At 64.5% G+C, this 25,072-nt stretch carries 12 protein-coding genes and 10 pseudogenes; 11 read left to right on the top strand and 11 right to left on the bottom strand.

The features are described from left to right. The first annotated feature begins 31 nt into the window (after positions 1 to 31). A complete protein-coding gene (locus tag MHEC_RS00520) occupies positions 32 to 805 on the top strand; it encodes an ExeA family protein (RefSeq protein WP_235434982.1) in 774 nt (257 codons plus the stop codon). Between the two features lie 209 nt (positions 806 to 1,014). On the opposite strand, the gene MHEC_RS00525 is transcribed toward MHEC_RS00520, so the two are convergent. Further along, positions 1,015 to 1,380, bottom strand: coding sequence for a transposase (locus MHEC_RS00525; RefSeq protein WP_200902229.1), 366 nt, complete (start codon positions 1,378 to 1,380; stop codon positions 1,015 to 1,017). 60 nt (positions 1,381 to 1,440) lie between these two features. On the opposite strand from MHEC_RS00525, the pseudogene MHEC_RS00530 reads away from it, so the two are divergent. Then, positions 1,441 to 1,949: pseudogene (locus MHEC_RS00530) on the top strand (AMP-binding protein); the annotation flags it as partial. 18 nt (positions 1,950 to 1,967) lie between these two features. Then, a complete protein-coding gene (locus tag MHEC_RS00535; protein ID WP_048893745.1) occupies positions 1,968 to 3,311 on the top strand; it encodes a phthiocerol/phthiodiolone dimycocerosyl transferase family protein in 1,344 nt (447 codons plus the stop codon). Between the two features lie 142 nt (positions 3,312 to 3,453). Here MHEC_RS00535 and MHEC_RS00540 read toward each other — a convergent pair. Continuing rightward, positions 3,454 to 3,669: pseudogene (locus MHEC_RS00540) on the bottom strand (IS1380 family transposase); the annotation flags it as partial. On the opposite strand from MHEC_RS00540, the gene MHEC_RS00545 reads away from it, so the two are divergent. The 5 genes and pseudogenes from MHEC_RS00545 to MHEC_RS00565 all read left to right on the top strand — a co-directional run bounded on the left by MHEC_RS00545 (position 3,631) and on the right by MHEC_RS00565 (position 8,633). Continuing rightward, a protein-coding gene (locus MHEC_RS00545) for an IS3 family transposase (RefSeq protein WP_099869514.1) occupies positions 3,631 to 4,817 on the top strand; the annotation gives its coding sequence in 2 pieces (ribosomal slippage) (positions 3,631 to 3,898 and positions 3,898 to 4,817; 1,188 coding nt in all). The pseudogene MHEC_RS00540 and the gene MHEC_RS00545 sit on opposite strands and share 39 nt — an antisense overlap. Positions 4,818 to 4,845: 28 nt before the next feature. Next, positions 4,846 to 5,082 (top strand): annotated as a pseudogene (locus MHEC_RS00550) (transposase); the annotation flags it as partial. 332 nt (positions 5,083 to 5,414) lie between these two features. Further along, positions 5,415 to 6,515, top strand: coding sequence for an NAD-dependent epimerase/dehydratase family protein (locus MHEC_RS00555; RefSeq protein WP_048893747.1), 1,101 nt, complete (start codon positions 5,415 to 5,417; stop codon positions 6,513 to 6,515). 78 nt (positions 6,516 to 6,593) lie between these two features. Further along, positions 6,594 to 6,752 (top strand): hypothetical protein, encoded by a 159-nt coding sequence (locus tag MHEC_RS23845; RefSeq protein ID WP_162838793.1) that lies wholly within the window; start codon positions 6,594 to 6,596, stop codon positions 6,750 to 6,752. 219 nt (positions 6,753 to 6,971) lie between these two features. After that, entirely contained in the window at positions 6,972 to 8,633 is a 1,662-nt protein-coding gene (locus MHEC_RS00565; RefSeq protein ID WP_053094071.1) for a transposase, read from the top strand. 198 nt (positions 8,634 to 8,831) lie between these two features. Here MHEC_RS00565 and MHEC_RS00570 read toward each other — a convergent pair. The 8 genes and pseudogenes from MHEC_RS00570 to MHEC_RS00615 form a co-directional block, all read right to left on the bottom strand. Beyond that, positions 8,832 to 9,299: pseudogene (locus MHEC_RS00570) on the bottom strand (transposase); the annotation flags it as partial. Between the two features lie 83 nt (positions 9,300 to 9,382). Continuing rightward, positions 9,383 to 10,603 carry an IS110 family RNA-guided transposase gene (locus MHEC_RS00575; RefSeq protein ID WP_071700283.1) on the bottom strand — a complete coding sequence of 407 codons (1,221 nt, stop codon included), beginning with the start codon at positions 10,601 to 10,603 and terminating at the stop codon, positions 9,383 to 9,385. Between the two features lie 234 nt (positions 10,604 to 10,837). Continuing rightward, positions 10,838 to 11,632, bottom strand: a pseudogene (locus MHEC_RS00580) (IS256 family transposase); the annotation flags it as partial. 104 nt (positions 11,633 to 11,736) lie between these two features. After that, a pseudogene (locus MHEC_RS00585) lies at positions 11,737 to 12,611 on the bottom strand (AAA family ATPase); the annotation flags it as partial. A 130-nt stretch (positions 12,612 to 12,741) separates the two neighbouring features. Then, positions 12,742 to 15,351 carry a LuxR family transcriptional regulator gene (locus MHEC_RS00590; RefSeq protein WP_048893826.1) on the bottom strand — a complete coding sequence of 870 codons (2,610 nt, stop codon included), beginning with the start codon at positions 15,349 to 15,351 and terminating at the stop codon, positions 12,742 to 12,744. Between the two features lie 231 nt (positions 15,352 to 15,582). Continuing rightward, positions 15,583 to 16,929: pseudogene (locus MHEC_RS25180) on the bottom strand (IS256 family transposase). A gap of 515 nt (positions 16,930 to 17,444) precedes the next feature. Beyond that, positions 17,445 to 18,893 carry a group II intron reverse transcriptase/maturase gene (gene ltrA / locus MHEC_RS00610; RefSeq protein WP_048893872.1) on the bottom strand — a complete coding sequence of 483 codons (1,449 nt, stop codon included), beginning with the start codon at positions 18,891 to 18,893 and terminating at the stop codon, positions 17,445 to 17,447. 596 nt (positions 18,894 to 19,489) lie between these two features. Continuing rightward, a pseudogene (locus MHEC_RS00615) lies at positions 19,490 to 20,667 on the bottom strand (IS3 family transposase); the annotation flags it as partial. 251 nt (positions 20,668 to 20,918) lie between these two features. On the opposite strand from MHEC_RS00615, the pseudogene MHEC_RS00625 reads away from it, so the two are divergent. The 3 genes and pseudogenes from MHEC_RS00625 to MHEC_RS00635 all read left to right on the top strand — a co-directional run. Continuing rightward, positions 20,919 to 21,713 (top strand): annotated as a pseudogene (locus MHEC_RS00625) (IS256 family transposase); the annotation flags it as partial. Between the two features lie 234 nt (positions 21,714 to 21,947). Further along, positions 21,948 to 23,168, top strand: a complete 1,221-nt coding sequence (locus MHEC_RS00630) for an IS110 family RNA-guided transposase (RefSeq protein WP_071700283.1) — start codon at positions 21,948 to 21,950, stop codon at positions 23,166 to 23,168. A gap of 83 nt (positions 23,169 to 23,251) precedes the next feature. After that, positions 23,252 to 23,716 (top strand): annotated as a pseudogene (locus MHEC_RS00635) (transposase); the annotation flags it as partial. 41 nt (positions 23,717 to 23,757) lie between these two features. Here MHEC_RS00635 and MHEC_RS00640 read toward each other — a convergent pair. Next, a complete protein-coding gene (locus MHEC_RS00640; protein WP_172442228.1) occupies positions 23,758 to 24,741 on the bottom strand; it encodes an ISL3 family transposase in 984 nt (327 codons plus the stop codon). Positions 24,742 to 25,072 lie beyond the last annotated feature (331 nt).

Below are 25,072 nucleotides of genomic sequence, written 5' to 3' on the forward strand. Positions count from 1 at the left end.
ACGGCTGCAATCACATTGGGGATTCACCCGGATGCCGTTCGGACGTGACCTGGCGCCAGCCATGCTGCACCGCCATAGCGGCCACGGTGAGGCGGTCGCCCGCATCACCTGGTGTGTGGACCAGCGTGCGATCGGAGTGATCACCGGCGAGGTCGGCGCGGGCAAGACCGTGGCCGTGCGGGCGGCCACCGCCAACCTGGATCCGTCTCGGCACGTGTTCATCTACCTGGCCAACCCCACCATCGGGGTGCGCGGCATGCTCACCCACATCGTGGCCGCGCTCGGGCACACCCCCGCCTATCACAAATCAGCCCTGGCCCCCCAAGCCGCCGAGGCGCTGGCCACCGAACACGCCGAACGGGGCCGCAATCCCGTGCTGGTCGTCGATGAGGCCCACCTACTCGATAACCACCAGCTCGAAGCGATCCGGCTCTTGACCAACCACGAGATGGACAGTGGATCCCCGTTCGCCGTCGTGCTCATCGGCCAACCCAGCCTGCGCCACCGGCTCCGGCTCGGGGTGCTCGCCGCGTTAGATCAGCGCATCGCAGTCCGCTACACCATCGCCGGGATGAACGGCGCCGACACCGCCGACTACATCCGCCATCACTGCAAAATCGCCGGACGCTCCGACACCCTCTTCTCCGAGGACGCCATCGGGCTGATCCACAACGCCTCCCGCGGTCACCCCCGCGCGGTCAACAACCTGGCCCTGCACGCGCTGACCGCCGCGTTCGCCGCCGATCACGCCATCGTCGACGAAAAGGCCGCTCGCATCGCGATCAGCGAAACCGCCGCGGACTGAACCTGATTCACGTCAACACGACCAGCACCGCATCAACCCGACCAGCACTCCGTCACCACGCCCACCACGGCCCCGCTCACCACACCGAGCGGGGCCGTTCTCATCATCGGATCGTCGTCAACATCGATGACGCCCTCATCGTCATCTTCAGCGACGCGCAACAATCAGCGCGAAGTGGGGAATCTTCTGACCTTTCCGTGGGTGTGGTTTCATGTTGCTCGTCCGGGTAGTACGGAGCAGAGTCCGCCTCGGGTGAGCAGGGCCATGGCGATCAGCGCGTCGAGGCTATGAAACCCATAGGCGCGCTTGGTCAATGCCCGTAGGTGGTTGTTGGTGGCCTCGGCGCGGGCGTTGGACAGGCCGTGGTCGAGGGTGTTGAGGATGAGGCTGCGGTAGCGGCGGATGGTTCGGGCCAGGGCGACGAACTCGGGGATGCGCGAGTGCGACGCCCACGACAGCCACCCGGCCAGCAGCTGTCGCCCGGCTTGGCCTTTGAGCCGAAACAGTTCGCACAGTTGCTCTTTGAGCAGATAGGCCCGATACAGCGTGCTGTTGGTGGCGGCGATGGTCGCCAGCCTCCAAACGTGTCCAAGACGCCCACGCGTGGCTGGGTATTTTCGACCGGCTTTGGCTCATTAACTCAAACGCAAAACAACCCCGTCTGCGGTGGGGGCCTCTCGGCTGAGGGGTTGGACTCGGTGGCGTTGATGGTGGCGGCTGAGCCCTGCATGGCCGAGTTGGTGGATCGGTGGGCGCCCGGGCGGGTGATGATCAACGCCTACGGCCCGACCGAGACCACGATGTGTGTGGCGATCAGCGCCCCATTGGCGGCGGGATCGGGGGTGCCGCCGATCGGTGCGCCGGTGTCCGGTGCGGCGTTGTTTGTGCTCGATGGCTGGTTGCGTCCGGTGCCGGCCGGGTGTGGTCGGGGAGTTGTATGTGGCCGGTGCCGGGGTGGGGTGCGGGTATTGGCGGCGGGCCGGGTTGACCGGGTCGCGGTTTGTGGCGTGTCCGTTCGGGGGCCGGGGGCGCGGATGTATCGCACCGGGGATCTGGTGCGGTGGGCGCGGATGGCCAGCTGGTGTATGTGGGGCGCGCCGATGAGCAGGTCAAGATCCGCGGCTATCGCATCGAATGCGGTGAAAATATGGTTTGATATGGCGTGGACCGCGTTGTGACCCCGCAGCTGCGCCGCCCGTTGAGCCCGCAGGAACGGTGGTACTGGATCGCCGATCAGCTCTCGCCGCTCAACGTTGTTGCGCGAGTGCGTCTTCATGGGCAAATCTCGCATGACCTGCTCGAAGCGGCGGCGGCTGCGCTGGCCGCCGAATACCCGGTACTGCGGGTAGCGATCACGACCGACGCCGACGGAACCAATCCCTCTTTCCTGCCGTCCGCGCGGCCGATCGACATCCGCACGGTGAGGGGTGACGACGCCGAATGGCAACGGCAGGTCGACAGCTACGAGCTGGCCACGTCACTGAACTGGCACACCGGTCCGCTGGTCCGTATTGTGCACGTGGCGGGGAACTCCGGCGACGTGCACGATCTGGTGTTGACCGGGTCGCATATCGTTGCCGACGGTTTCACGGTGATTTGGTTGATGTTCAGACTGCTCGAGCACGCCGACCGCCTGGACCGGTCACCTGGCGACACCCAGACGATCTCACGGTCGGCGGTCGGCGCCCCCGAAGACCGGTTGCCCGCCCGCTATCGCGGTGTCCGGGGCATCGCCAGGATCGCGAGCAGCGTTATCGCCGACGGGCTCGCCACTGCGATCACCCGGCCGCGACGGCTGCGACCGGAGACACCCGTCCCGGCGTCCCAGCGCCGGACCAGACTGTTGTGCCGTAACCTGTCAGGCAGTCAGCTGGATGCACTGATCGGCCGTTGCCATGCCGAAGGTGTCACCGTAACCGGCGCACTGGTGGCGGCGATGGCGATGGCGATCGGACCGGTAGTCGCGCAGAAAGATTCGGGCTGGATAGGGATCACATCACCGGTCGACACCCGCGCCGCAGCGGTTCCCCCGGTTCCCTTCGACGAAGCAGGTGCCTTCGTGTCCTCGTTGACGTCGATCGTGCGCTTCGGCGGTGGCCGGGATCTGTGGTCGATCGCCCAGCAGGTCAACCGGTCGATGCGTCGACGCATCCGATTCGGTCAGCATCTCGCGGAGCAGAACGCTGTGCGGTATGTGTGCCCCGCGTCGCTCGACACCAGCGATCGCGCCATTCGCCTGATGGAACGCCTCGGTGTTACCTCCAATGTTTGCCTGACGAACGTCGGTCGCCTCGACTTCCTCCCAGCGCGCATCGGCGAATGGTCCCTGTCCGGCGGGCAGGGCGCGGGTAGCCTATCAATCGGCGGCTACCTTATGGCGGCGGCCGGTACCGTCCATGGCCAATTATTTTGGAATTTCACGTATATCGACGACGTTGTGTCACAGCCGACCGCGCAGAAGTTCGCGGACGATGCGGTGGCGACACTGCTTGACGCACTTGACTAAGCTAAGCCTTGATCCACCGACGGGTTGAGTTGAGTGGTGTCTGGATTCGTTGATCTTGATCCTCTGGTTGTGGGCGTGAAGTAACTGCTGGTGTGCCCAGCTTTTCCTATGGTCTCCGGTCGGGCCGTTATCGGCGGAGTGGTCAGGCTGTTTCGGGCAGTGGTGGTGAGCGTCCAATCGTGTTGTGCCATAGCGCAAGCCAGTGTTTCGACCATGGCCAGTGGGTGGGCAGATGCAGGACTGGGCGGCGTTGGGGCCGGGCCAGCCGGGCTGGGACGGTGATGATCTTGCGGCGTAGCGTCGATCCCCGAGCCCGGGCGTGTTGGTTACCGGCGAGCACGCGGGCGGCGCGCAGCAGCAGGCTGCCGGCCTGGTGATTGAGACCGGTCGGCCGGTGGCTCATGTGGCGGCTGAGATTGGTGTGGGTGATCAAGTGCTGGGGCGTTGGGTGCGCCTGCAACGCCAGGCGGCTTCGGCTGGTGATACTGGCGCGGTGTTAGATGCTGATGAACGCGCGGAGTTGGAGCGTCTGCGTAAAGAGAACGCCGAATTACGTTTGGACCGTGAGTTTTTGAAAAAAGCCGCGGCCTTCTTCGTCTGCGAACACAACCGGTAGAAGCCTACCGGGTGATCGAGGCGCAGCAGGCCACCTACCCGGTTAAGCGGATGTGCGAACTGCTGGAGGTGTCGCGCTCGGGCTACTACAAGTGGCGTAAATCCCGCGATCGCGGACCGACTCCGGCACAGCAGCGGCGCGCCGAGCTGGACGCCAAGGTCGCCAAGTTCTACGCGTCCTCCGACGGTGTCTACGGCGCCCCGCGCATCCTGGCCGATCTACACGACGACGGTGAGCGGGTCTCGCGCAAGACGGGGGCGGCCTCACTGCGCCGGCAGGGTTTGGCGGGGATCTGTCCGCGCCGGTTCGCGCCGGCCACCACGGTGGTTGACCTGGATGCTGCGGTGCCTAAAGACCTGGTCAAGCGTCGTTTCGACACCGGGATCCTCAACCGAGTGTGGACCAGCGATATCACCTATCTGCGCACGGGTGAGGACTGGCTTTATCGGTGCGCCGTCCGCGACGGCTGCTCACGGCGGGTGATCGGCTGGGCCATCGACGATTACCTGCACACCGATCTGGTTCAGGCCGCGCTGGAGATGGCTGTGGCGATGCGCGGCGAGCTTGCGGAGCAGGTCGTGTTGCACGCGGATCGCGGCTGTCAGTACACCTCAGCACAGCTCGCGCGGTTCGCCCGCGAGCACAACCTGGCTCGTTCAGTGGGCCGCACCGCGGTGTGTTGGGACAATGCTCAGCAGGAATCGTTTTGGGCCACACTGAAAGTCGAGTTCTACGACCGATACCTGTGGCCAACCAAGACGGCCGCCAAGCTCGCCGTGGGCGACTGGATCGAGCGGGTCTATAACCGACGCAGACGTCATTCGGCCCTCGCTATGATGAGGCCGGTCGAGTTCGAAGACCGACTCACTCAGACGGCACAAGCCGCCTGACCCTGTGTCCACCAAACGGGGTCAAGCCCACCCCCAGGAAAGACTAAATCGAGAGGTTCGGCGTCGCACCGACGTCGTCGGCATCTTCCCCGACCGCACCGCCATCATCCGCCTCGTCGGCGCCGTGTTAGCCGAACAGCACGACGAATGGATCGAAGGCCGCCGCTACCTCGGCCTCGACGTCCTGACCCGGGCAAGGGCAGTGCTGACCAACCAGCCCGCCGACCAGCAACCCCCCCCCACCACACCGGCACTGACCGCCTAAACTGGCCACCGAAGAGTCACGCGAAGCGAACTCTTACACCACGCCTCTGGACTTGGCCCGCTCAACCCGTACTCCTGACACCCCGAACAACACTGTCGTAGCGTCAGACATAGCCCTTGGCTCCTTCCCGGCCTGAATGCGTAGCAACACTCAGACTTCAGAAGGCCAAGGGCCTTCAGCCGTTAGACACGCCGACCAAGATCAACGGGCTACCTGCCCGCTTAAGATTGAAGAGCCGATATGATCGACCGGACCACACTCTTGGGGAACCCGTGCCGGTCGCCTAACTTCCTCCCAAGAGGAACCGGAGGCTTTGGCGTTTGTCGACATCCGTGCTTGTCACAGGTGGGGCGGGATTTATCGGGTCAGCTCTGTCGCGTCGTCTCGTCAAAGCCGGCTATGACGTCGCCGTAATGGACGTCTTGCACCCCCAGGTGCACGGCGGACGTCAAGCGATCGACCTGCCGCCGTCCGTGCGATTCTTCACCGGAGATGTCACCCATGCGCCCGACTGGGATGCGGTGCTTCGATTGTTTCAACCTTCCCAGATCGTGCATTTGGCGGCCGAGACCGGAACGGCGCAGTCGCTCACCGAGGCCACGCGCCACGGCCTGGTAAACGTGGTGGGCACCACTCAGCTTCTCGACGCCCTGAGCCGCTCAGCGCTGGTACCGCACCAGATCGTCCTGGCGTCGTCACGGGCTGTCTACGGCGAGGGCGCCTGGCAAGCCGGTGACGAAGTCTTCTATCCGCGGCCGCGCAGCCACGCTCGGCTGTTGGCTGGTATCTGGGATCCGGTGGGCCCCACGGGTGAACCCGCGCTCCCGTTACCGAGCTGCGCAGGCCACACCGAGCCCCGGCCGACCAACATTTACGCCGCGACCAAACTCGCTCAAGAGCATCTGTTGGCTGCTTGGACGGCCGCCCATGACGCCAATCTCAGTGTGCTGCGTCTGCAGAACGTCTACGGGCCGGGCCAGTCGCTGACCAACCCCTACACAGGAATAGTCGCATTGTTCGCGCGGTTAGCGCGCGCACAACGCCCGCCTGAGGTCTACGAGGACGGCCGCATCGTTCGCGACTTCGTCTTTATCGACGATGTCGTCGACGCGGTGTTCGCCGCGCTGGAGAGGCCCGCGACCGAGTCACGCTGCCTAGACATAGGGTCGGGCACAGCGACCACCATCCATCAGCTGGCTCGCACGATCGCCGCCATGTGCGACGCTCCCGAACCGACCGTCGTAGCCAAATTCCGCGACGGTGACGTACGTGCCGCAAGCTGCAGCATCGAGGCAGCGATGAACGAACTGCACTGGCGTCCGAAGTGGGGGCTTGAGGACGGTCTGCATGCACTGCTCGAATGGATCAGCGAGGAGCCCGAATTGCCCTTGGAGCCAAGCGATCACACTCAGGCACCAGGCCGCCCTGAGTAGTCGGTTGCGTGCGGATGCCGTTAGCTGTGCCCTCATGCCGAATTGCACGACCGCAGCGGAAGTCAAGGGGAACTAACAATGGCCTACCTCGACATCTTATCGAAGACCACATCGATCCTGCTCAACACCGACGGCACCGACGATCGCGACCAGCTGGCCGGCGTGGCGGCCGGAGAACTGTTCGAGTGGGCGTGGCTGATCGGCGAGTTCGCCGGTTGGCTCGGAGACGCCGACTAACACACCCGCGCCGACTTCGACCGATTCTTCGGCCGCTACCGCGCCGCGGACACGACCGCCTGGTTCGCCGCGCACATCGCTGAGCGCATCGCCGCGCTGCTCGACGGGGATCGGGGCCAACCATGAGCACAACAACACCGCCGCCACCGTCACTAGGTGGTTGGTGTTTTTCGCGTGGCGGTGACCGGCTGATCGCGGCTGCTCGAGTTGAATGATCGGGTGACGTTGGGACTGACGCCTACTCAGGCGGATCTGCTGCGGTCGACGGCGCATTTCTGTGATGGGCGGGTCCCACCGGACTCGATTTATGGTGTGCTGCATCGGGAGTGCTTCGCCTTGTTCCCGGATGAGCTGTTCGCCGATCTGTTTACCGATGTGGGTCGGCGCAGCGTGCCGCCGATGATCGTGGCGGTGGTGATGGTGCTGCAGCGGATCGAGGGCCTCTCGGATCGGGAGGCGGTGGATCGGTTTGCGTTCGACGCCCGGTGGAAATACGCCGCCGGCGGGCTGGATTTCGACTATCCGGGGTTTGTGGAAACCGTGTTGGTGGACATGCGGGCCCGGCTGGCCCGCTCGGACCGGCCGAATCGGATCTTCGAGGTCACGTTGGAGGCGGCCAAGGCGGCGGGGCTGGTGGGCCGGCGGCGGGTGCTGGACTCGACCCCGCTGTATGACGCGGTGGCCACGATGGACACGGTCACGTTGATCCGTTCGGCCATCCGCGGGCTGTTGAAGGTCGCCGACGCGGAGCTGGAGCCCCAACTGCGGGCGGTGTTGGGCCGCGATGACGACTACATCAGCGCGGGCAAGCCGGTGTGTGACTACGACGATGCGCCGGCACGGGAGGCGTTGGTGGATGGGTTGGCCCGCGACGCGCACGCGCTGCCGGCCTGCCTGCAGGAGCGGAAGCTGGGTGCGGAGACCGAGCAGGCGGCGCGGTTGTTGGCCACCGTGGTCGGTCAGGATCTCGACCGTGACACCGACGGGGTGTTCCGGCTCGCGCGCCGGGTCGCTGCGGATCGGGTGATCTCCACGGTGGACCCGGATGCGCGTCACGGACACAAGACCTCAGCGCGCGGCTTCGACGGCTACAAGGGGCACATCGCGATCGATCCGGACGCCGAGATCGTGACGGCCACCGAGGTGGGTGCGGCCAACGCCGGGGACGCCGAGCCCGCCACCGATCTGCTGGCCGACGACCTGCCCGAGGTCACCGACGCCGACGCAGGTGCGGGTGACGACGGCGACGATGACCCGAATCCAGACGCCGACGGTGCGGCCGCATCCGAGAGCCCTGCCCGCAGCGGGGATGGCCCGGCGGTGTACGGCGATGCGGCCTACGGTGCGGGACCGCTGTTGGCCAGGCTGGAAACCGCGGGCGCGCAGATCTTTACGAAGGTGCAACCACCGACCGCACCAGGTGGTCGGTTCGCCAAGGACCGCTTCGCCATCGATCTGAATGCCGGCACGGTCAGCTGCCCGAACGCGGTGACCGTGCCGATCCGCCCGGCCAAGATCGGCGGCGGCACCGCTGTGTTCGGCGCGGCGTGCGCGGCCTGCCCGCTCGCCGCCCAGTGCACCGGCTCGGCCGCCGGCCGCACCATCCGCATCGGCGCCTACGAGGCGCAACTGTCCCGCGCCCGCACCGCCCAGGCCGATCCCGCCTGGGCCGCCCAATACAAAGCGACCCGACCGAAAGTGGAGCGCAAGATCGCTCACCTGATGCGCCGCCGCCACGGCGGGCGTCGCGCCCGGATGCGCGGCACTACGAAGGTCGCCGCCGACTTCTCCTTGCTGGCCGCCGCGGTCAACCTGGCCCGCCTCGGTGCGCTGGGACTGTGCCGAGCCACCGGCCAAGGCTGGCAAGTCGCGCCCGCATGACCACGGGAAACCCTGCCGCACCGCAGATTCCGCAATAGCCTCGATGATTCGCTCCAGCAAGCCGACACATCAACCACCGAATCCGTCGCAGGCCGACACCAGCCTTCACAGCAAGCTCAACCCGCAACAACGGTTACCACCTACCCCAGGAGGCCCGATGAGGCTGTCAAGTTAACGGTGTAACTGGTTGTTGTACTGTTATTTTCGGCCTTGGGTTAGTCGCCCTGGGAATGCGATCTCGAAGGCGTTGAGCGGTGCTTTCCATCGGTTGACCCAGCGCTTGCGGCCCTTGCCGGTTGGGTCAAGGCTCATGATCGCCAGGTAGACGCACTTGAGCGCGGCCTGCTCGGTCGGGAAGTGGCCGCGGGCGTTGACCGCCCTGCGGATCCTTGAGTTTAGGCTTTCGATGCTGTTGGTCGTGCAGATCACGCTGCGGATTTCCTTGTCGAAGGCCAGGAAGAGAACGAACTCGGCCCAGGCGTTCTCCCACAGCTTGATGATGGCCGGGTAGCGCTGGCCCCAGGTCTCGGTGAACGCGGCGAACGCGTCCAAAGCCGCTGACTCGCTGGCCGCGGTGTAGACCAGCTTGAGGTCTTTGGCGATCGCGGCCCAGTCCCTCTTGGAGGTGTAGCGAAAGCTGTTGCGCAACAGGTGTATTACGCAGACTCCCGCTGTCAACCTCGGGTCGTGGGCATGATTGATCGCCGCGGCTGGCTGACTTTGCTCAGCGCGGGGGCGGGGTGGGGTTGTTAGGCGGCGGTGGCGCGGTGGTGGATGGCCGGGTCGTAGGGGTTGTGGTCGTGCCAGCAGCGCCACAAGATGCGACACCAGCGGGCGCCCAGGCCACGCAGGGCACGATGGTGTGGTTGGCCGGCGGCGCGGGCGTGTTGGTAGATGTCGGCCGACCAGAGGTCTTCACGGACGGCGACGAACATCCACCAGTCGATGGCGTGCCGCATCCGCCGGTTGGCGGCGTAGCGGAAGCGAACCTGACGTGTGCGCCCGGACACCTTGGTGACCGGAGCCAAGCCGGTCTCTGCCAACAATGACGGCGCCGAAGGAAAACGACTGCGCTCCTCACCCATTTCGGAGATCAACACGGCGGCGGTGACCGGTCCGATGCCGGGGAAACTGGTGAAGATCGGGGTGTCCGGGTGCGCCTCGAGCAGTTCGCCCAGTCGTTTGTCATGGGCTCGCAAATGGGTGTTGAGTAGAGCCAGTTGTTCGGTGAATGCTTTGGCCGCCAACGCTTTGCCAGCAACGGTGCCGTCGCTCGCCGATAGCAGATGCGGCTGCATCCGGGCGACAAGTGTCTCGGGTTTGTGCCGGCCACTGTAGCCGTGCCGGGACGTGAACGCGCCCATCCGCGCAGCGGTGATCCGGCCCGCCTGCACGGGAGTGGGATAGCTGCGGATGAAGGACAGGGTGATGTCCCGGTCCAGTGCAGAAAACAGGTGCAACGGGCACGGATGATAGGCATCCAAGATTGACCGCAGTCGATTCTCGGTGTCCACCTGCATATCCAGGATGCGTTGACGATCGCGGCTCACTGCGGTCAGCTCCGCTAGAAGCGGCGACGGAACGGCCAACGGCCGCCACTGGGCATACTGGTGACGCAACGTATCGGCCAACACATAGGCATCGAATTCGTCGGACTTGGCGGCCGCCATCCGATAGCGTTCGCGTGCTCGCGCCGAGATTTTCGGTGACACGCAATAAATTTCGGCATCGCAGTGGTGCTGGAGATATTCGACCAGTAGCCCTTCGGCCCGCTCGATCGCGATCCGGACCGCACCGGTGAACGAAGCAATCAACCCGACCAGGACGGCCAGACCATCGACGGTGTGAGCGACCTTGCGACTGAGCAGCTGCTGGCCGGTGCCATCCAGCACACACAGGTGATGGAAGCGCCCGCCCCAGTCGATCCCACACCAGAAGCTGTTCGGCCGTTGCAGAGTACTCTGATTCATTGCACTTGGATCCCTTTCAATGTGAAAGGTTCACCCTGCGATCGCGAGGCCTGCCCGGAACCTCATCTCGGCACTCACCGCCCACAGCGGTGGCGCTGCTCTCGCTGGCCGGTCCACGCCCCGCAGCCACCACGGGCGGACAGGTCTGCATGTGGACCTCGAAGGTGACGCGTTTGCGTGGGCCCTGCCCGTGGTGGTGCAGGTGAACGCCGAGACCATCCCGGCCGATCCATTGTTAATAGATGAGGTCTGGGTGATCGCCTGAGGCCACACGGCTTCGATGGCGGTCGGCAAGCCCTTCAGGCCGTCGCACACCACGATGCATACGTCCTGGGTGCCCCTATTTTTGATTTCCGAGAGCACGCGCAGCCAATACTTGGAGCCCTCCCCGTCGCCGTGCTCACCGGCCCACAGCCCCAGCACATCGCGGGTGCCGTCGACGGTGACGCCCAGCGCGATGTAGATCGGCCGGTTAGCGACGTTGCCATCACGGATCTTGACGTTGATCGCGTCGATGAACACCACCGGATACACCGGGTCCAGCGGCCGGTTGCACCACTCGCTCATCGCCTCGATCACCCGGTCGGTGATCGTCGAGATGGTCTGCTTGGACACCTGCGCGCCGTACACTTCGGCCAGATGCGCGGCGATCTCGCCGTGAGTTAAGCCCTTGGCGGACAACGAAATCACCAGCCCGTCGATCCCTGAAAGACGGCGCTGACGCTTGCGCACGATCTGCGGCTCGAACGACCCATCCCGGTCCCGAGGTATCGCGACCTCCACCGGCCCGACGTCGGTCAGCAGCTGCTTGGTGCGGGTGCCATTGCGAGAGTTGCCGCCATCGCGGCCGGCCGGATCATGCTTGGCGTAGCCGAGATGATCGTCCATCTCGCCCTCGGCCGCAGACTCGATGATGGTCTTCGTGAGCTGGGCCAGCAGCCCGTCCTCCCCGGTCAACCGCAGCCCCTGTGAGCGGGCCCGATCCACCAACTGACCGACCAGCTGCTGATCCAACTCATCCAGATCCACGACGCCGGTGTCCGGCGCTTCGACGCCCTTCTCGTCGGTGATCACATTAGTCACAGTGCTCTCCTTTTGTCTCAGGAGTTACACCGTTTAACTTATACACCCCCATCGGGGTCGACGTCGGCAAGCACCGCCTCGGCCTCGCCGCCGCGGCCCTGCCAACTCAGTGCGTCAGCCAGCGTGAGCGCCGCCGGCAGGCCACCACCATGATCGAACGCGAATCGGGCCAGCTCCTCGCCGAGAACGAGGCTCGACATCGCCACCGCACTCGCCGCTGCCCCGACGATCACGCCGAGGTCTGGCACCAGGTCGCTTCGCATCATGAACTGGGCCAGCTGAATCCGGGTCCGCACGTCGGGCACCCTCGAGCGCCGCTCTTCTGCCTGCATTTGCTTCTGAAGTTGTTGTGCCAGCAAGCTATTGAGCTGCCGTGTGCGCACTACCCCGGCGTGGCGAAGTGCCGTTTCACCGATGACGGGGTGGTTCAGCTCCCCGGTTTACGCCCGGGTGAACGGGTTGATATCCAGCCGCAACAACAGCTGCTCTTTCCACAGCGCCGTCAACGCGTCGGGCACCGCCTCACCGGAGCGAATCACCACGATCAATCGGGTAACCCCGCTGACAGCGAGTTGATGCACCAGTGTTGCCGACAGTGGATCAAGCAACTGAGCGTCGTCCACGACGAGGACCAGGTTCTTTTCCTGCTCGAGGGATCTTTGCGCAGCGGCCAGCATCACGGCGGTTCATGCGCCGTGTCGGGGGGCACCAACCGGTAGAACGCTCCAAACGGGACGTCGCGACCGGTCTCGGTGCCCAACACGAACCACACCGTCCGCTTGTCCGACTCCAAGGTCTTGGCAAGCGTGCGAACGAGCGTCGACTTGCCCACCCCGGCTTCGCCCACCAGCACAACACCCCGAACCTGTGCGCTGGCGTCAAGCGCCGCCAACGCACGACGAAACTCGTCATCGCGGGCAACCATCGGCCACACCGACCCCGACCCGGACTCTGCGTGCACCGGAACCCCTAACCTGCTGCGCTGCAGCTTACGCGGGATCCTACGCCGGCGTTGTGGAACACGAGGGGTGTGCAGCACCGCTTCTGACGTCTTCCTATCTCCTGGACCTATCCAGACTTAGTAAGTGGATGAGCTGGTCGCGGTTGTTGATGCCGAGTTTGGCGAAGATGCGATAGAGATGTCCCTCCACCGTTCGCACCGAGACAACCAACCGATCGGCGATCTCACGGTTGGAGAGGCCGGCTACGACCATCATCGCGATCTCGCGTTCCCGGTCGGTGATCGGCAGCGGGCGGGCCGCGGTCTCGACCGTCGGTGTGCGCAGTCCGTATTGGCTGGCCAGTCCGTACGCCCGGGTCGAGGACTCCACCTCCTTGCTGCGGTGGCCTTTGCGGGCATGTTCGCCCGCCGCCTGAGCCATTGCGTCGGCGGCAAGTGCCAATGCCCCCAGATCGGTGAACCGAGCTGCCGCGGCGTCGAGCAGGTCGCCGTCGCGGTAGGCAAGGCCGCGCGCTTGGGTAGCGATCGCCTCTGCCAGCGCAGTGTTCAGCGTCCTGGAAAGTTCCTCCAGCCGTGCGGCGCACGATCGATCGCCGAAGCGGACAGCGGTGTGCAGCGCGCGCATCTCAATGGCGGACATCCCCGATTGTCGGGCGATCTGTTCGGCGCGCACCGCATGCCTCCGGGCGGCCGTCGTCTCGCCGACGGATGCCCGCTCCCAGGCCCGGGCCAGCTCAAGTTCGGGCAAGAACACCGCGACCTGCGGTCCGTAGGCTTCCTCCGAACGGCGCAGCGCGCCGGCGGCCGCCTCGCCGTCTCCCCGCGCACCTTCGGCCTGCGCGCACCAGGCCGCCACCAGCATCAACCAGCCTGGTGGGAAACCATGAGACATCGCCGATATCGAGTCGTGAAACGCCGCACATGCGGACGCCAGCGCACCGCGGGCAAGCTGGACGAATCCGAGCATCGCGTGTACGAAGGCGTCCGCCTCGGGACTCACCGTGATCGTCGGGCCATAGCGTTCCCACACGCGCTCGGCCGCCGGATAATCACCGGCGACCGTCGCCGCCACGACCTCAGCCAAGCCCATGACGAACCGGTGCGGTCCAATCTGGCCGAGCACCTGTGCCCGCCGCGCCTTCGTTATCCGGTGAACTTCGCCAAGCCTGCCGGCGAGCGCCAACGCCCAGACGGTTGACGTGACAGCCCACGTCGTCGTCAACGGTTGTTGATCGGATGCACACAGGGGCAGCCCAAGCTCGAGCGCGGTCGGGATGTCACCGCAGAAGCACGCAAATGCCCCCGCGATTGCCGTAACGAGAAAGGCCGGCTCCTGGGAGCGGGCGCGATTTCTTATATTGGTGAGTAGCAGCCGTGCCCGCTCGACCTGTCCGCAATTAAAAAACAGATTGGCGGCACGCAGCGAACCCCACTGCACGGTCAGCCATTCATCGGCACCATTGGGGTCGGCGTCGGCAAGGATCGCCTCGGCCTCATCGCCTCGCCCCTGCCAGCCCAGTGCCTCAGCCAGCACGATGGCTGCCGACAGGCCACCACTATGATCGAACGCGAATCGTGCCAGCTCCTCGCCGAGTGCGACGTTGGACATGGTCACCGCGCTCGCCGCCGCGTCGATGATCACGTCGAGGTCGGGCGTTAGGTCGCTTCGTATCATGAACTGGGCCAACCGTATTCGGGTGCGCACGTCAGACAACCTCGGCCGCTGCTCCTGCGGCTGCATTTCCTTCCGAAGATGTTGTGCCAGAATGCTATTGAGCTGGCGCGTGCGCACCACTCCGGCGTGCCGAAGTGCCACTTCACCCATGACGGGGTTAGCCAACCGAGCCACGGTGTGTGATTCGTCGGCAACCAACTGGATGATGCCGCGGCGCTCGAGATGGGCCACCGCGTCAGCATCGCAAAGCCCACGTAGGGTCTCCCAGCTGAGGACCTCCGCAGCGGCCAAAACCTCTACCGCCTCCAGTTCTTCGGCGGCCAGGGATTGCAGGCGAACCTCAAGAACATCGTAGAGTTCGCCACCTGCGTGCAGCGCACCTCGAAGCTGCCAGCCGTGTTCCGAGCGCACCAGCACACCGCTCTCCCGGCCCGCACTTAACAGGCCGCGCAGCATCAGTGGATTACCCGCTGTCCGGCTATGTAACTCGTAGATGACCCGGGTATGGACCACGTCGCCAAGCACGGTGCGAGCGAGTTCCTCGGTCTGCTGCCAGGTGAACGCATTGATGCGCAGACGAAGCAACACTCGCTCTTTCCACAGGGCTGTCACCGCATCAGGCACGGAGTTACCCGAGCGGACTGTCACGATCAGACGCGCACTGCCAGCGGCCGCAAGGTGATACACCAACGTCGCCGACAACGGATCGAGCAAGTGGGCGTCGTCGACGACGAGGACCAGGTTCTCTTGCTGCTCCAGAGTCTTTTGCGCGGCGGCCAGCATCACGGCAGGTTCACTCACCGCATCGAGGGTCATCAACCAGTAGAACGCGCCCAATGGCACCGCCTTGCTGGTTTCGGTGCCCAGCACAAACCGCACCGCAAGCCCGCGCGACTGGACAGCCTCGGCGAGCGCACGAGCCAGTGTCGATTTACCGGTCCCGGCCTCGCCCACCAAGACAACGCCCTGAAATTTCGCGTCGTCCCCGAGTGCCGCCAACGCTTGGCGGACCTCGTCATCGCGGCCCACCAACGGCCACGCCGAGCCACTCCCCGTTTGCACTGGCCGTCGAACCTCCCGGGGCCATGTCCACACCCGCCTTTGGCTGACGCTACCGCGACTCCGCCCACGGTTTGCGCCGGTTGACGAAACTTCCAGCAAAAAAACGTGGGCAGCCGTCAATTCAACATTTATTCAATAAATCATGTCCTTGCAGGCTGTTCCACATGCGTCGGACTCCGCTCATCTGCATTCATGATGCTATGCGGTCGTCTTGACAGGTTGGGTTGGCGTCACGCTTGTTTCGGTGTGGGTTTCCGGATTCCTTTGTGGGAGTTCAGTCGGTGGGTCGTGCAGTGTGCGCCGTAGGTCGGCCAGCAGCCGCAGCCCGGCCGGGGTCATGGTGAATCCGCGCCATCCGGCTGAGGCGCGATCAAGCACCGCCCACACCAGTTTGAGGCAGGAGTGCTCACCGGGCAGCCGGCCGATCACCTTGACCCGGCGCCGTGTCTCGCCGACAGTGCGCTCGATGAAGTTCGAATGCCGCACCCGTGGCCAATGCGCGCGCGGAAATCGCAGATAGACCGTTAGCGAGCCGCGGTCATCGAGCAGGCAACGCACCGCGCCCGGGTAGCAGTCGCGCCAGCGCTTGGCGAACGCGTCGATCCTGTTCTGGGCGAGTTTGACCGCATCCAGGCCGGGTTCGATGTTGTCGGGCAGATCGAAAATCGCCCAATAGTCGGCCTTGACCTCGGCAGCCGCGTGCCTGGGTATTTTTGCTAAAAGGTTGCCGGCGCGATGAATAAGGCAGCGCTGCCGCAGCGCCGCGCCCATGGTACGCTCGACCGCGCCGATCAACCCCGGTGCGCCGTCGGAGATCACCAGCAGCGGACAGGCCAGGCCGCGCTCGCCGAGCCCGGTGAGGAAACCTTCCCAAGCGTCGCCGGACTCGCTGGCAGCCACATCCAGCCCGACGAACACCGGTTTGCCGTCGGTGTCGATGCCCCAGGCGGCCAGCACCGGCTCCGCCGCGGCGTGGGCGTGGTACTTGAAATGGCTGCCGTCGAGGAACAGGTACTCCAATTCGATGCCGTCAAGACGGCGCCTACTTCAGGCCTGGAACTGCTCGCGGATGTCTTCGCAGATCCGCGACACCGTCGACTTGGACACCGCGGCGGCCTCGCCGAGCGCCTCGAGCAGGGTAGCCTCCACCTCACGGACCGACAACCCGCGCACGAACCCGGCGATCACCAGCGCCTCCAACGCATTGGTCTTGCTCACCCCCATGCCGAACAGCTGGGAGGCGAACCGCTCGGTGGTGCCACGCACCTTCGGCCGCTCCAACGTGATGGGCCCTGCGGTGGTCTTCACCGTGGTCGGGCACTAGCCGTTGCGCATCCCGGCACGGGCGTCCTCGCAGGTCGCGGCCCACTGGTAGCGGTCGCGGCCCAAAAACGCGGTCACCTCGGCCTCGATCGCGGTCTGCAACAGCAACCGTGCACCCAGCCGAGCCACCTCCTCAATCGCACCCGCCAGATCCTCTCCACCGGCGAACACCCCATCCATTTCTTCCTGCAACCGCTGCGCAGGCGATAACCTCGTCGACACGGACGTAGGCTCCTTCCCTCAGACTTGCTCGTCTTCGAGGGAACCTACGTCCGAACCCTTTTACACCGCCGCAGGGACACGACCGCACCCCGCAAGCCGACCAAGACTTCAGCCGGGTGCCGCGCACCCACCAGTTCCTCGTCACACTGACGGTGCACACGAACAAGATCAACCCCGCCGCCACACCCACCGTCACACCGGAAGACTCAATAAAGAATGGCCACCCCGTCGTCGCCATCCAAAGAGACGGTCAACAGCTAACAGGCTCCATTCCGGTGAATTGCCCTGGGTTTTGTGCACACCGGTTTACTTTGCGCCGGTCGGCTGACCGCTGTGGTGTGCATGGTAGTCGGCCTCGTATTCGATGGGTGGTTTCAGTCCGAGTCGGTGCATGAGCCGGCTGGTGTGTAGGGGTCGGACCGCAGCGCCCTGCCGGTCTTTCGACGCGGTGGGTTTCTGCGGCCCGCCCTCCGAACCGGACGTGCATGTCTCCACGCATCCGGCTCTCCACTTGTTCATGCCGCTGGTGCGGTGTCGGTGTCGGGTGGCCAATTCGCCCATGGTGCAGGGATCTTCGAGCCCCGGTATCGGTAGCGGAGGACCGTCACCGATCGTGGCCGGAACAGCTCGACACGTCGGTCGCTGATCTGCCAGTCAGGCCAGAAGCGACGGCGTAGCGTTCCCCAGGTCAGGCCGAGGTGTCGTTTACGCAGCCAATACGCAACCCGCATGAATGCGAAGTGGTCGACGTAGCAGAAGGTGCGTTTAGACACTCCGTGCTTGAAATAGTTGCACCAGCCCCGTAGCACGGGGTTGACCTGCCGGAGCAGGTCGGCGAGTGTGTGATGTTTGTTGCGGCGCGTCAGTTTCCGGATCTTGCCGGTGATCGAGGCCAGCGATTTCTTCGATGGCCAGGTGTAGACGAACCGCTTGCTGCTGCCCGGTTTGGTTCGCCGCTGGATGCGGAAGCCCAAGAACTCGAAGCCCTCGTCGATGTGGCAGACCCTGGTTTTCTCGACCGACAAGCGCAGGCTCATCGGTGCGAGTACCGCTTCGACCTCATCCCATAGTGCTTCGGCATGAGCGCGTGTGCCGTTGATCAGCACCACGAAATCGTCTGCATAGCGGACGATCCGATAGGTGGCGCCTCCGGCGCGCCGATGCTTGGTGCGCTTCCAGTTCGTATCGAGCGCTTCCCACTGACGCATGAAGTGCTCGTCGAGAACCGACAGGGCGATATTGGCCAGCAGCGGTGAGAGGATCCCGCCCTGGGGAGTGCCGGTCGGCGTATCCCGATGTACCGCATCCTCGGAGAGGATCCCGGCTTTCAGGAACGCCTTGATCAGCGTGAGCACCCGCTTGTCACCGACCCGCATCCGCACCCGATCCATCAGTGCACAATGCGAGATCTCATCGAAGCAGGCCGTGATGTCTGCTTCAAAGACCCACTCGTACCCCTTGTTACCCGAGGTGTAGTGGTGGATCTCGGCGATCGCATCCTGTGCCCGCCGTCTCGGCCGAAACCCATACGAGCACGGCTTGAAATCCGCCTCGTAGATGGGTTCCAGCACCAGCTTCAGCGCTGCCTGCACGATCCTGTCGGCGGTGGTCGGGATTCCCAGGCGTCGCATCTTGCCGTTCGCCTTGGGGATCAACTTCTCCCGCACCGCAACCGGTGTGAACCGGCGTTCTTTCAGGTCGCCTTGCAGTTCTGCAAGGAGTTGCACCGCTCGGTCATCGATGGAGGACGGTGTCACTCCATCGATCCCGGCCGTGCGTGCTCCCTTGTTGCCCCGCACCCTGTTCCACGCCACGACGAGGAACGCTGGGTCATAAACGAGGTTGAACAGATCATCAAACCGGCGGCCCGGATCGGCCACCGCCCAACGATGCAGTTTCCGCTGCATCATGCGTACCCGCAGCCACGCCTCATCGACGTCGGGCCACGGCGCGCCGGTATTCACCAGCGACCTTCGCGCAATGCTCGGCAACCGCGAACAAGCTGGACCCCTTCGCCATGTGACCGGCTTTCCCGGACTCGGACTACTACGGATCCTCCGCCCCCACACGACGGCATCGGCCGGCGACGGACCTTCCCGCCGAAACGCTGGATGCGCTCCGGGAAGGGGACCACCGCGTGGGTTCCCACGTTCACTGTCAGATCGATCGACGGGCGAGGTGCCCAACTATGCTCCTGCGGCATCGCCACGGCTACGCCGCGGGCCTTCACCGTGACCTCCCGACCGGCGGTACAAACCGATCGCGGAGTTCCCCGCACCACACCGTGATACGAGTGTGCGCCGCTGCCCAGCCCAGATCCGCCAGATTCGAGCTGGTGGGAACAGACTTGAGGAGCGTTCAGACGCTGGTTTCTCACGTACACCGTCCCGTCTTGCTTGCCGGACCCGCGTCGTCTGGCAGTGCCGACGCGTCCCGTCGTTGTCAGGGCTGCTTTCCACCCTCATCGGCGTCCCCCGAATCAGGCTGCCCCCAGCTTCAACCCGCTGCCGCGACAGCGGACAGACGAAGGATTCTCACCTCCATTCGATCCCACAGCGCCTCGTGGCGCTCTGTACCAGTGGACCCAGTCGGCGGTGAGGTGCTCGACATCGTGCACCGAGCGCAGCGGCCCGGTTCGGAACGGTGAGTCTTTCCGGATCGCTTCGGTCTTATAGAGACCAATTATTGTCTCCGCCAACGCATTATCGTAGGCGTCTCCGACCGTTCCAATCGACGGCTTCATGCCGGCGAGCATGATCGTCTCCCCGCAGTGCACCGACGTGTACTGCGACCCGGCATCAGAGTGGTGAATCGTCGACCCCGCCAGCGGGTGGCCTTCACGGGCCCGCAGCGCTGCGGCCTGACGGATCGCCGATTCGACGAACCACGAGTGCTTGGTCGTTGAGCACGCCCAGCCGAGGATCCGCCCGGCGTAGGCATCGACGACGAACGCGGTGTAGACGAACACCCCGGTGACCAGGCGAACGTAGGTGAAATCGGCGACCAGAAGCCGGTTGGGGGCATCGACGGCGAAGGTGCGATCCACCAGGTCCGGTGCCCGCTGCGCGGCGAGATCGGCCACGGTAGTGCGGACCTTCTTGACCCGCCGCACCCCCTGCCAGCCGTTGGCCCGCATGAGACGCTCCACGGTGCATTTGGCCACCGGAATGCCCCGTCGTTGCAGGTGAGCCCACATCTTGGCCGCACCGTAGAGTGACTCGGGCTTGCGGCGACCATCAGCATCGGGGGTGTAGTAGCCGGCCAGGATCTCAGCGACCGTCATGTCCCACAAGACCCGTTTCGATGGTGGGCGAGCCTGCCAGGCGTAGAAGGTTCTCGGGGCGATCTTGCAGCCACGCTCGCTCAGCACGCGGCAGATCGGAGCGACCCCGAACCGAGCACGATGCTCGGCGATGAATTCACAAATCAACGGTGTCGCGGGTCGCTCTCCCGCGCGAAGAAACTTGTTGCCGCCTTCAGGATTTCGATAGTCTGCTCAAGCTCACGGTTCTTCTTACGCAGCTCGCGCAACTCCCGGCTCTCCGCCGTCGATACCCCAGCAGCCTGGCCGTCGTCGATCTCGGCCTGGCGCACCCACTTGCGCAGGGTCTCCGCGATCATCCCCAACCGGGCCGAGATGGCCCGCATCGCCGCCCACTCGGTGTCGTACTCGTCGCGATGCTCCCGGACCAGCCAGACCGCCCTGGCCTTCATGTCCTGGTCGTACCTCGTTGCCATCGTGCCATCCTTCCCTCAAAAGAAGGTGTGCACGAAACCCGGGATGGTCCATGCTCCCGAAACTCCAGGGTGTACTTGCGACGCTTACCCGACATACGGACATCCTTCCCGCGGGACCAGCAGTCCCACCAGCCAGGTGTCCACCATCAGGGGTTATAAGTTAAACGGTGTAACTCCTGAGACAAAAGGAGAGCACTGTGACTAATGTGATCACCGACGAGAAGGGCGTCGAAGCGCCGGACACCGGCGTCGTGGATCTGGATGAGTTGGATCAGCAGCTGGTCGGTCAGTTGGTGGATCGGGCCCGCTCACAGGGGCTGCGGTTGACCGGGGAGGACGGGCTGCTGGCCCAGCTCACGAAGACCATCATCGAGTCTGCGGCCGAGGGCGAGATGGACGATCATCTCGGCTACGCCAAGCATGATCCGGCCGGCCGCGATGGCGGCAACTCTCGCAATGGCACCCGCACCAAGCAGCTGCTGACCGACGTCGGGCCGGTGGAGGTCGCGATACCTCGGGACCGGGATGGGTCGTTCGAGCCGCAGATCGTGCGCAAGCGTCAGCGCCGTCTTTCAGGGATCGACGGGCTGGTGATTTCGTTGTCCGCCAAGGGCTTAACTCACGGCGAGATCGCCGCGCATCTGGCCGAAGTGTACGGCGCGCAGGTGTCCAAGCAGACCATCTCGACGATCACCGACCGGGTGATCGAGGCGATGAGCGAGTGGTGCAACCGGCCGCTGGACCCGGTGTATCCGGTGGTGTTCATCGACGCGATCAACGTCAAGATCCGTGATGGCAACGTCGCTAACCGGCCGATCTACATCGCGCTGGGCGTCACCGTCGACGGCACCCGCGATGTGCTGGGGCTGTGGGCCGGTGAGCACGGCGACGGGGAGGGCTCCAAGTATTGGCTGCGCGTGCTCTCGGAAATCAAAAATAGGGGCACCCAGGACGTATGCATCGTGGTGTGCGACGGCCTGAAGGGCTTGCCGACCGCCATCGAAGCCGTGTGGCCTCAGGCGATCACCCAGACCTCATCTATTAACAATGGATCGGCCGGGATGGTCTCGGCGTTCACCTGCACCACCACGGGCAGGGCCCACGCAAACGCGTCACCTTCGAGGTCCACATGCAGACCTGTCCGCCCGTGGTGGCTGCGGGGCGTGGACCGGCCAGCGAGAGCAGCGCCACCGCTGTGGGCGGTGAGTGCCGAGATGAGGTTCCGGGCAGGCCTCGCGATCGCAGGGTGAACCTTTCACATTGAAAGGGATCCAAGTGCAATGAATCAGAGTACTCTGCAACGGCCGAACAGCTTCTGGTGTGGGATCGACTGGGGCGGGCGCTTCCATCACCTGTGTGTGCTGGATGGCACCGGCCAGCAGCTGCTCAGTCGCAAGGTCGCTCACACCGTCGATGGTCTGGCCGTCCTGGTCGGGTTGATTGCTTCGTTCACCGGTGCGGTCCGGATCGCGATCGAGCGGGCCGAAGGGCTACTGGTCGAATATCTCCAGCACCACTGCGATGCCGAAATTTATTGCGTGTCACCGAAAATCTCGGCGCGAGCACGCGAACGCTATCGGATGGCGGCCGCCAAGTCCGACGAATTCGATGCCTATGTGTTGGCCGATACGTTGCGTCACCAGTATGCCCAGTGGCGGCCGTTGGCCGTTCCGTCGCCGCTTCTAGCGGAGCTGACCGCAGTGAGCCGCGATCGTCAACGCATCCTGGATATGCAGGTGGACACCGAGAATCGACTGCGGTCAATCTTGGATGCCTATCATCCGTGCCCGTTGCACCTGTTTTCTGCACTGGACCGGGACATCACCCTGTCCTTCATCCGCAGCTATCCCACTCCCGTGCAGGCGGGCCGGATCACCGCTGCGCGGATGGGCGCGTTCACGTCCCGGCACGGCTACAGTGGCCGGCACAAACCCGAGACACTTGTCGCCCGGATGCAGCCGCATCTGCTATCGGCGAGCGACGGCACCGTTGCTGGCAAAGCGTTGGCGGCCAAAGCATTCACCGAACAACTGGCTCTACTCAACACCCATTTGCGAGCCCATGACAAACGACTGGGCGAACTGCTCGAGGCGCACCCGGACACCCCGATCTTCACCAGTTTCCCCGGCATCGGACCGGTCACCGCCGCCGTGTTGATCTCCGAAATGGGTGAGGAGCGCAGTCGTTTTCCTTCGGCGCCGTCATTGTTGGCAGAGACCGGCTTGGCTCCGGTCACCAAGGTGTCCGGGCGCACACGTCAGGTTCGCTTCCGCTACGCCGCCAACCGGCGGATGCGGCACGCCATCGACTGGTGGATGTTCGTCGCCGTCCGTGAAGACCTCTGGTCGGCCGACATCTACCAACACGCCCGCGCCGCCGGCCAACCACACCATCGTGCCCTGCGTGGCCTGGGCGCCCGCTGGTGTCGCATCTTGTGGCGCTGCTGGCACGACCACAACCCCTACGACCCGGCCATCCACCACCGCGCCACCGCCGCCTAACAACCCCACCCCGCCCCCGCGCTGAGCAAAGTCAGCCAGCCGCGGCGATCAATCATGCCCACGACCCGAGGTTGACAGCGGGAGTCTGCGTGGTGCATGTTATTCGCAATGCGATGCGGTTCGTGTCGTATAAGGACCGCCGCAAGGTCGCCTCGTCGATGCGGGCCATCTATTCGGCGCCCACCGTAGATGCCGCTGAGCTCGCGCTCAAAGAGTTTGACCGCGATTTCGGTGCGCAATACCCCGGCGCGATCGACGTGTGGCGGGGCGCCTGGCCAGAGTTCATTGCCTTCCTGGATTACCCGGTGGAACTACGCAAGATCGTGTACACGACAAACGCGATCGAGTCCATCAATTTCCAGCTACGCAAAATCACCAAGAACCGCGGACATTTCCCGGACAAGGACTCTGCGATCAAGTTGCTGTACTTGGGGTTGCGCAACATCTCCAGCCACAGAGGAGGCTATTCGGGGACGGGAACCTACAACTGGACTGTGGCGCTTAACACCCTGGCGAAACTGTTCCCCGGACGGATTCCGTTGTGTTAGAATATAACTCGTTGTCAAGTCACCTCAGACTTACACAGAAATCATGACGGGCTCCCGTCACGGCAGCCGTAGATCGCGTGCAGCTCCTGGGCGGCCACCCACGCTTTGGCGACCTGGCCATCATCGTCGCCGGCTTCGATGCCAGACAGCAGCCGCGCCCAGGCGTGCTTGGTGAGATTGTCGGCGCCGCGGCGCAGTACTCGCCGAATCCCATACAGCGGGTCGCCGCGGCGGCCCCGATGCCCGCACGTTTCTTGTTGCACCCGGCGACGCACATCATCGACGGCCGCAAAGCCCAGGCGCACCACGTGGAACGGATCAAGGACCCGCACCGCATTGGGCAGCCCGGCCGACAGGGCGGCGCCATAGCCGCGGAACGGATCCAATGCCGCCACTGTAACTGCGCTGGCCCACACATCCGGCTGTTCAGAAAGCCAGTCCGCCAACACCTTCCGGCTCCGACCAGGTACCACATCAATCAGCCGGACACGATGTAGGTCAACAATGCCCGTGGCGAACGCAGTGCCACGGACCGCATTGGCTCGGGTGAACGCGGTTTCATCCACCCCGATCGCGGTAGCCGCCGCGCCAGGGCATGCCCGCTGCAACAACGGCTCGCCATGGTCGCGCACCGCAGCCATCACGGTGGCCCAGCCGACGCCGAACTCGCGGGCCACCGCGGCCACCGCATGCCCGTCACGACCCACCCGCCGACAGGCGTGGGCGCGGGCCCGCTCGGTCCATGACGCGCGCGGCGCGATCGCCGGATGCGTTTCGGTCCAGGTCTGCTGCTCACATTGGGGATGCACGCACCGCCAGATGCGTTTAACCCACACCAGCGTCACCGGTCGATCCCCGGCCGGCAAATCACGCACCCACGTCGGGCGGCGATCATGCAACCGCGCGATCGCCCCGCATACCGGACACCAGCCGATCGCCGCGGTTGTCTCAATCGCGCACTCCAGTTCACCATCGTGCTCGGACACCGCCAGCACGGCCATGCCTTCCAGTCCAAGCATCACCATCGCACTACTGTTGTTATTCACCTGGGGCCTTTCCATTCGTGTTCACTAACACCACGAATCATGAGGCCCCAGGCCCATCCCCAGGTCAGGCAGACAACCGTGTCACCCGACCGCTACCAAGCTTCATTGCGAAGACCCCGTTAAATAGATCACGTTAGGACTTTCTCGAAATCCTGCACCGATCCTTTGGGTTTTCAGTAAGGTTTGAATGTTGTTCCACCCATGCCTAACTAGGAGCCAGGAGATCTCGTGGAGATCAATCGGTCTGATGACGAGAATGACGGCTTTTTCGCCCTGGTCATGGGGTCCAACGCAACACAGAGCCTTATGG

The organism is Mycobacterium heckeshornense, assembly GCF_016592155.1.
Classification (GTDB): domain Bacteria; phylum Actinomycetota; class Actinomycetes; order Mycobacteriales; family Mycobacteriaceae; genus Mycobacterium; species Mycobacterium heckeshornense.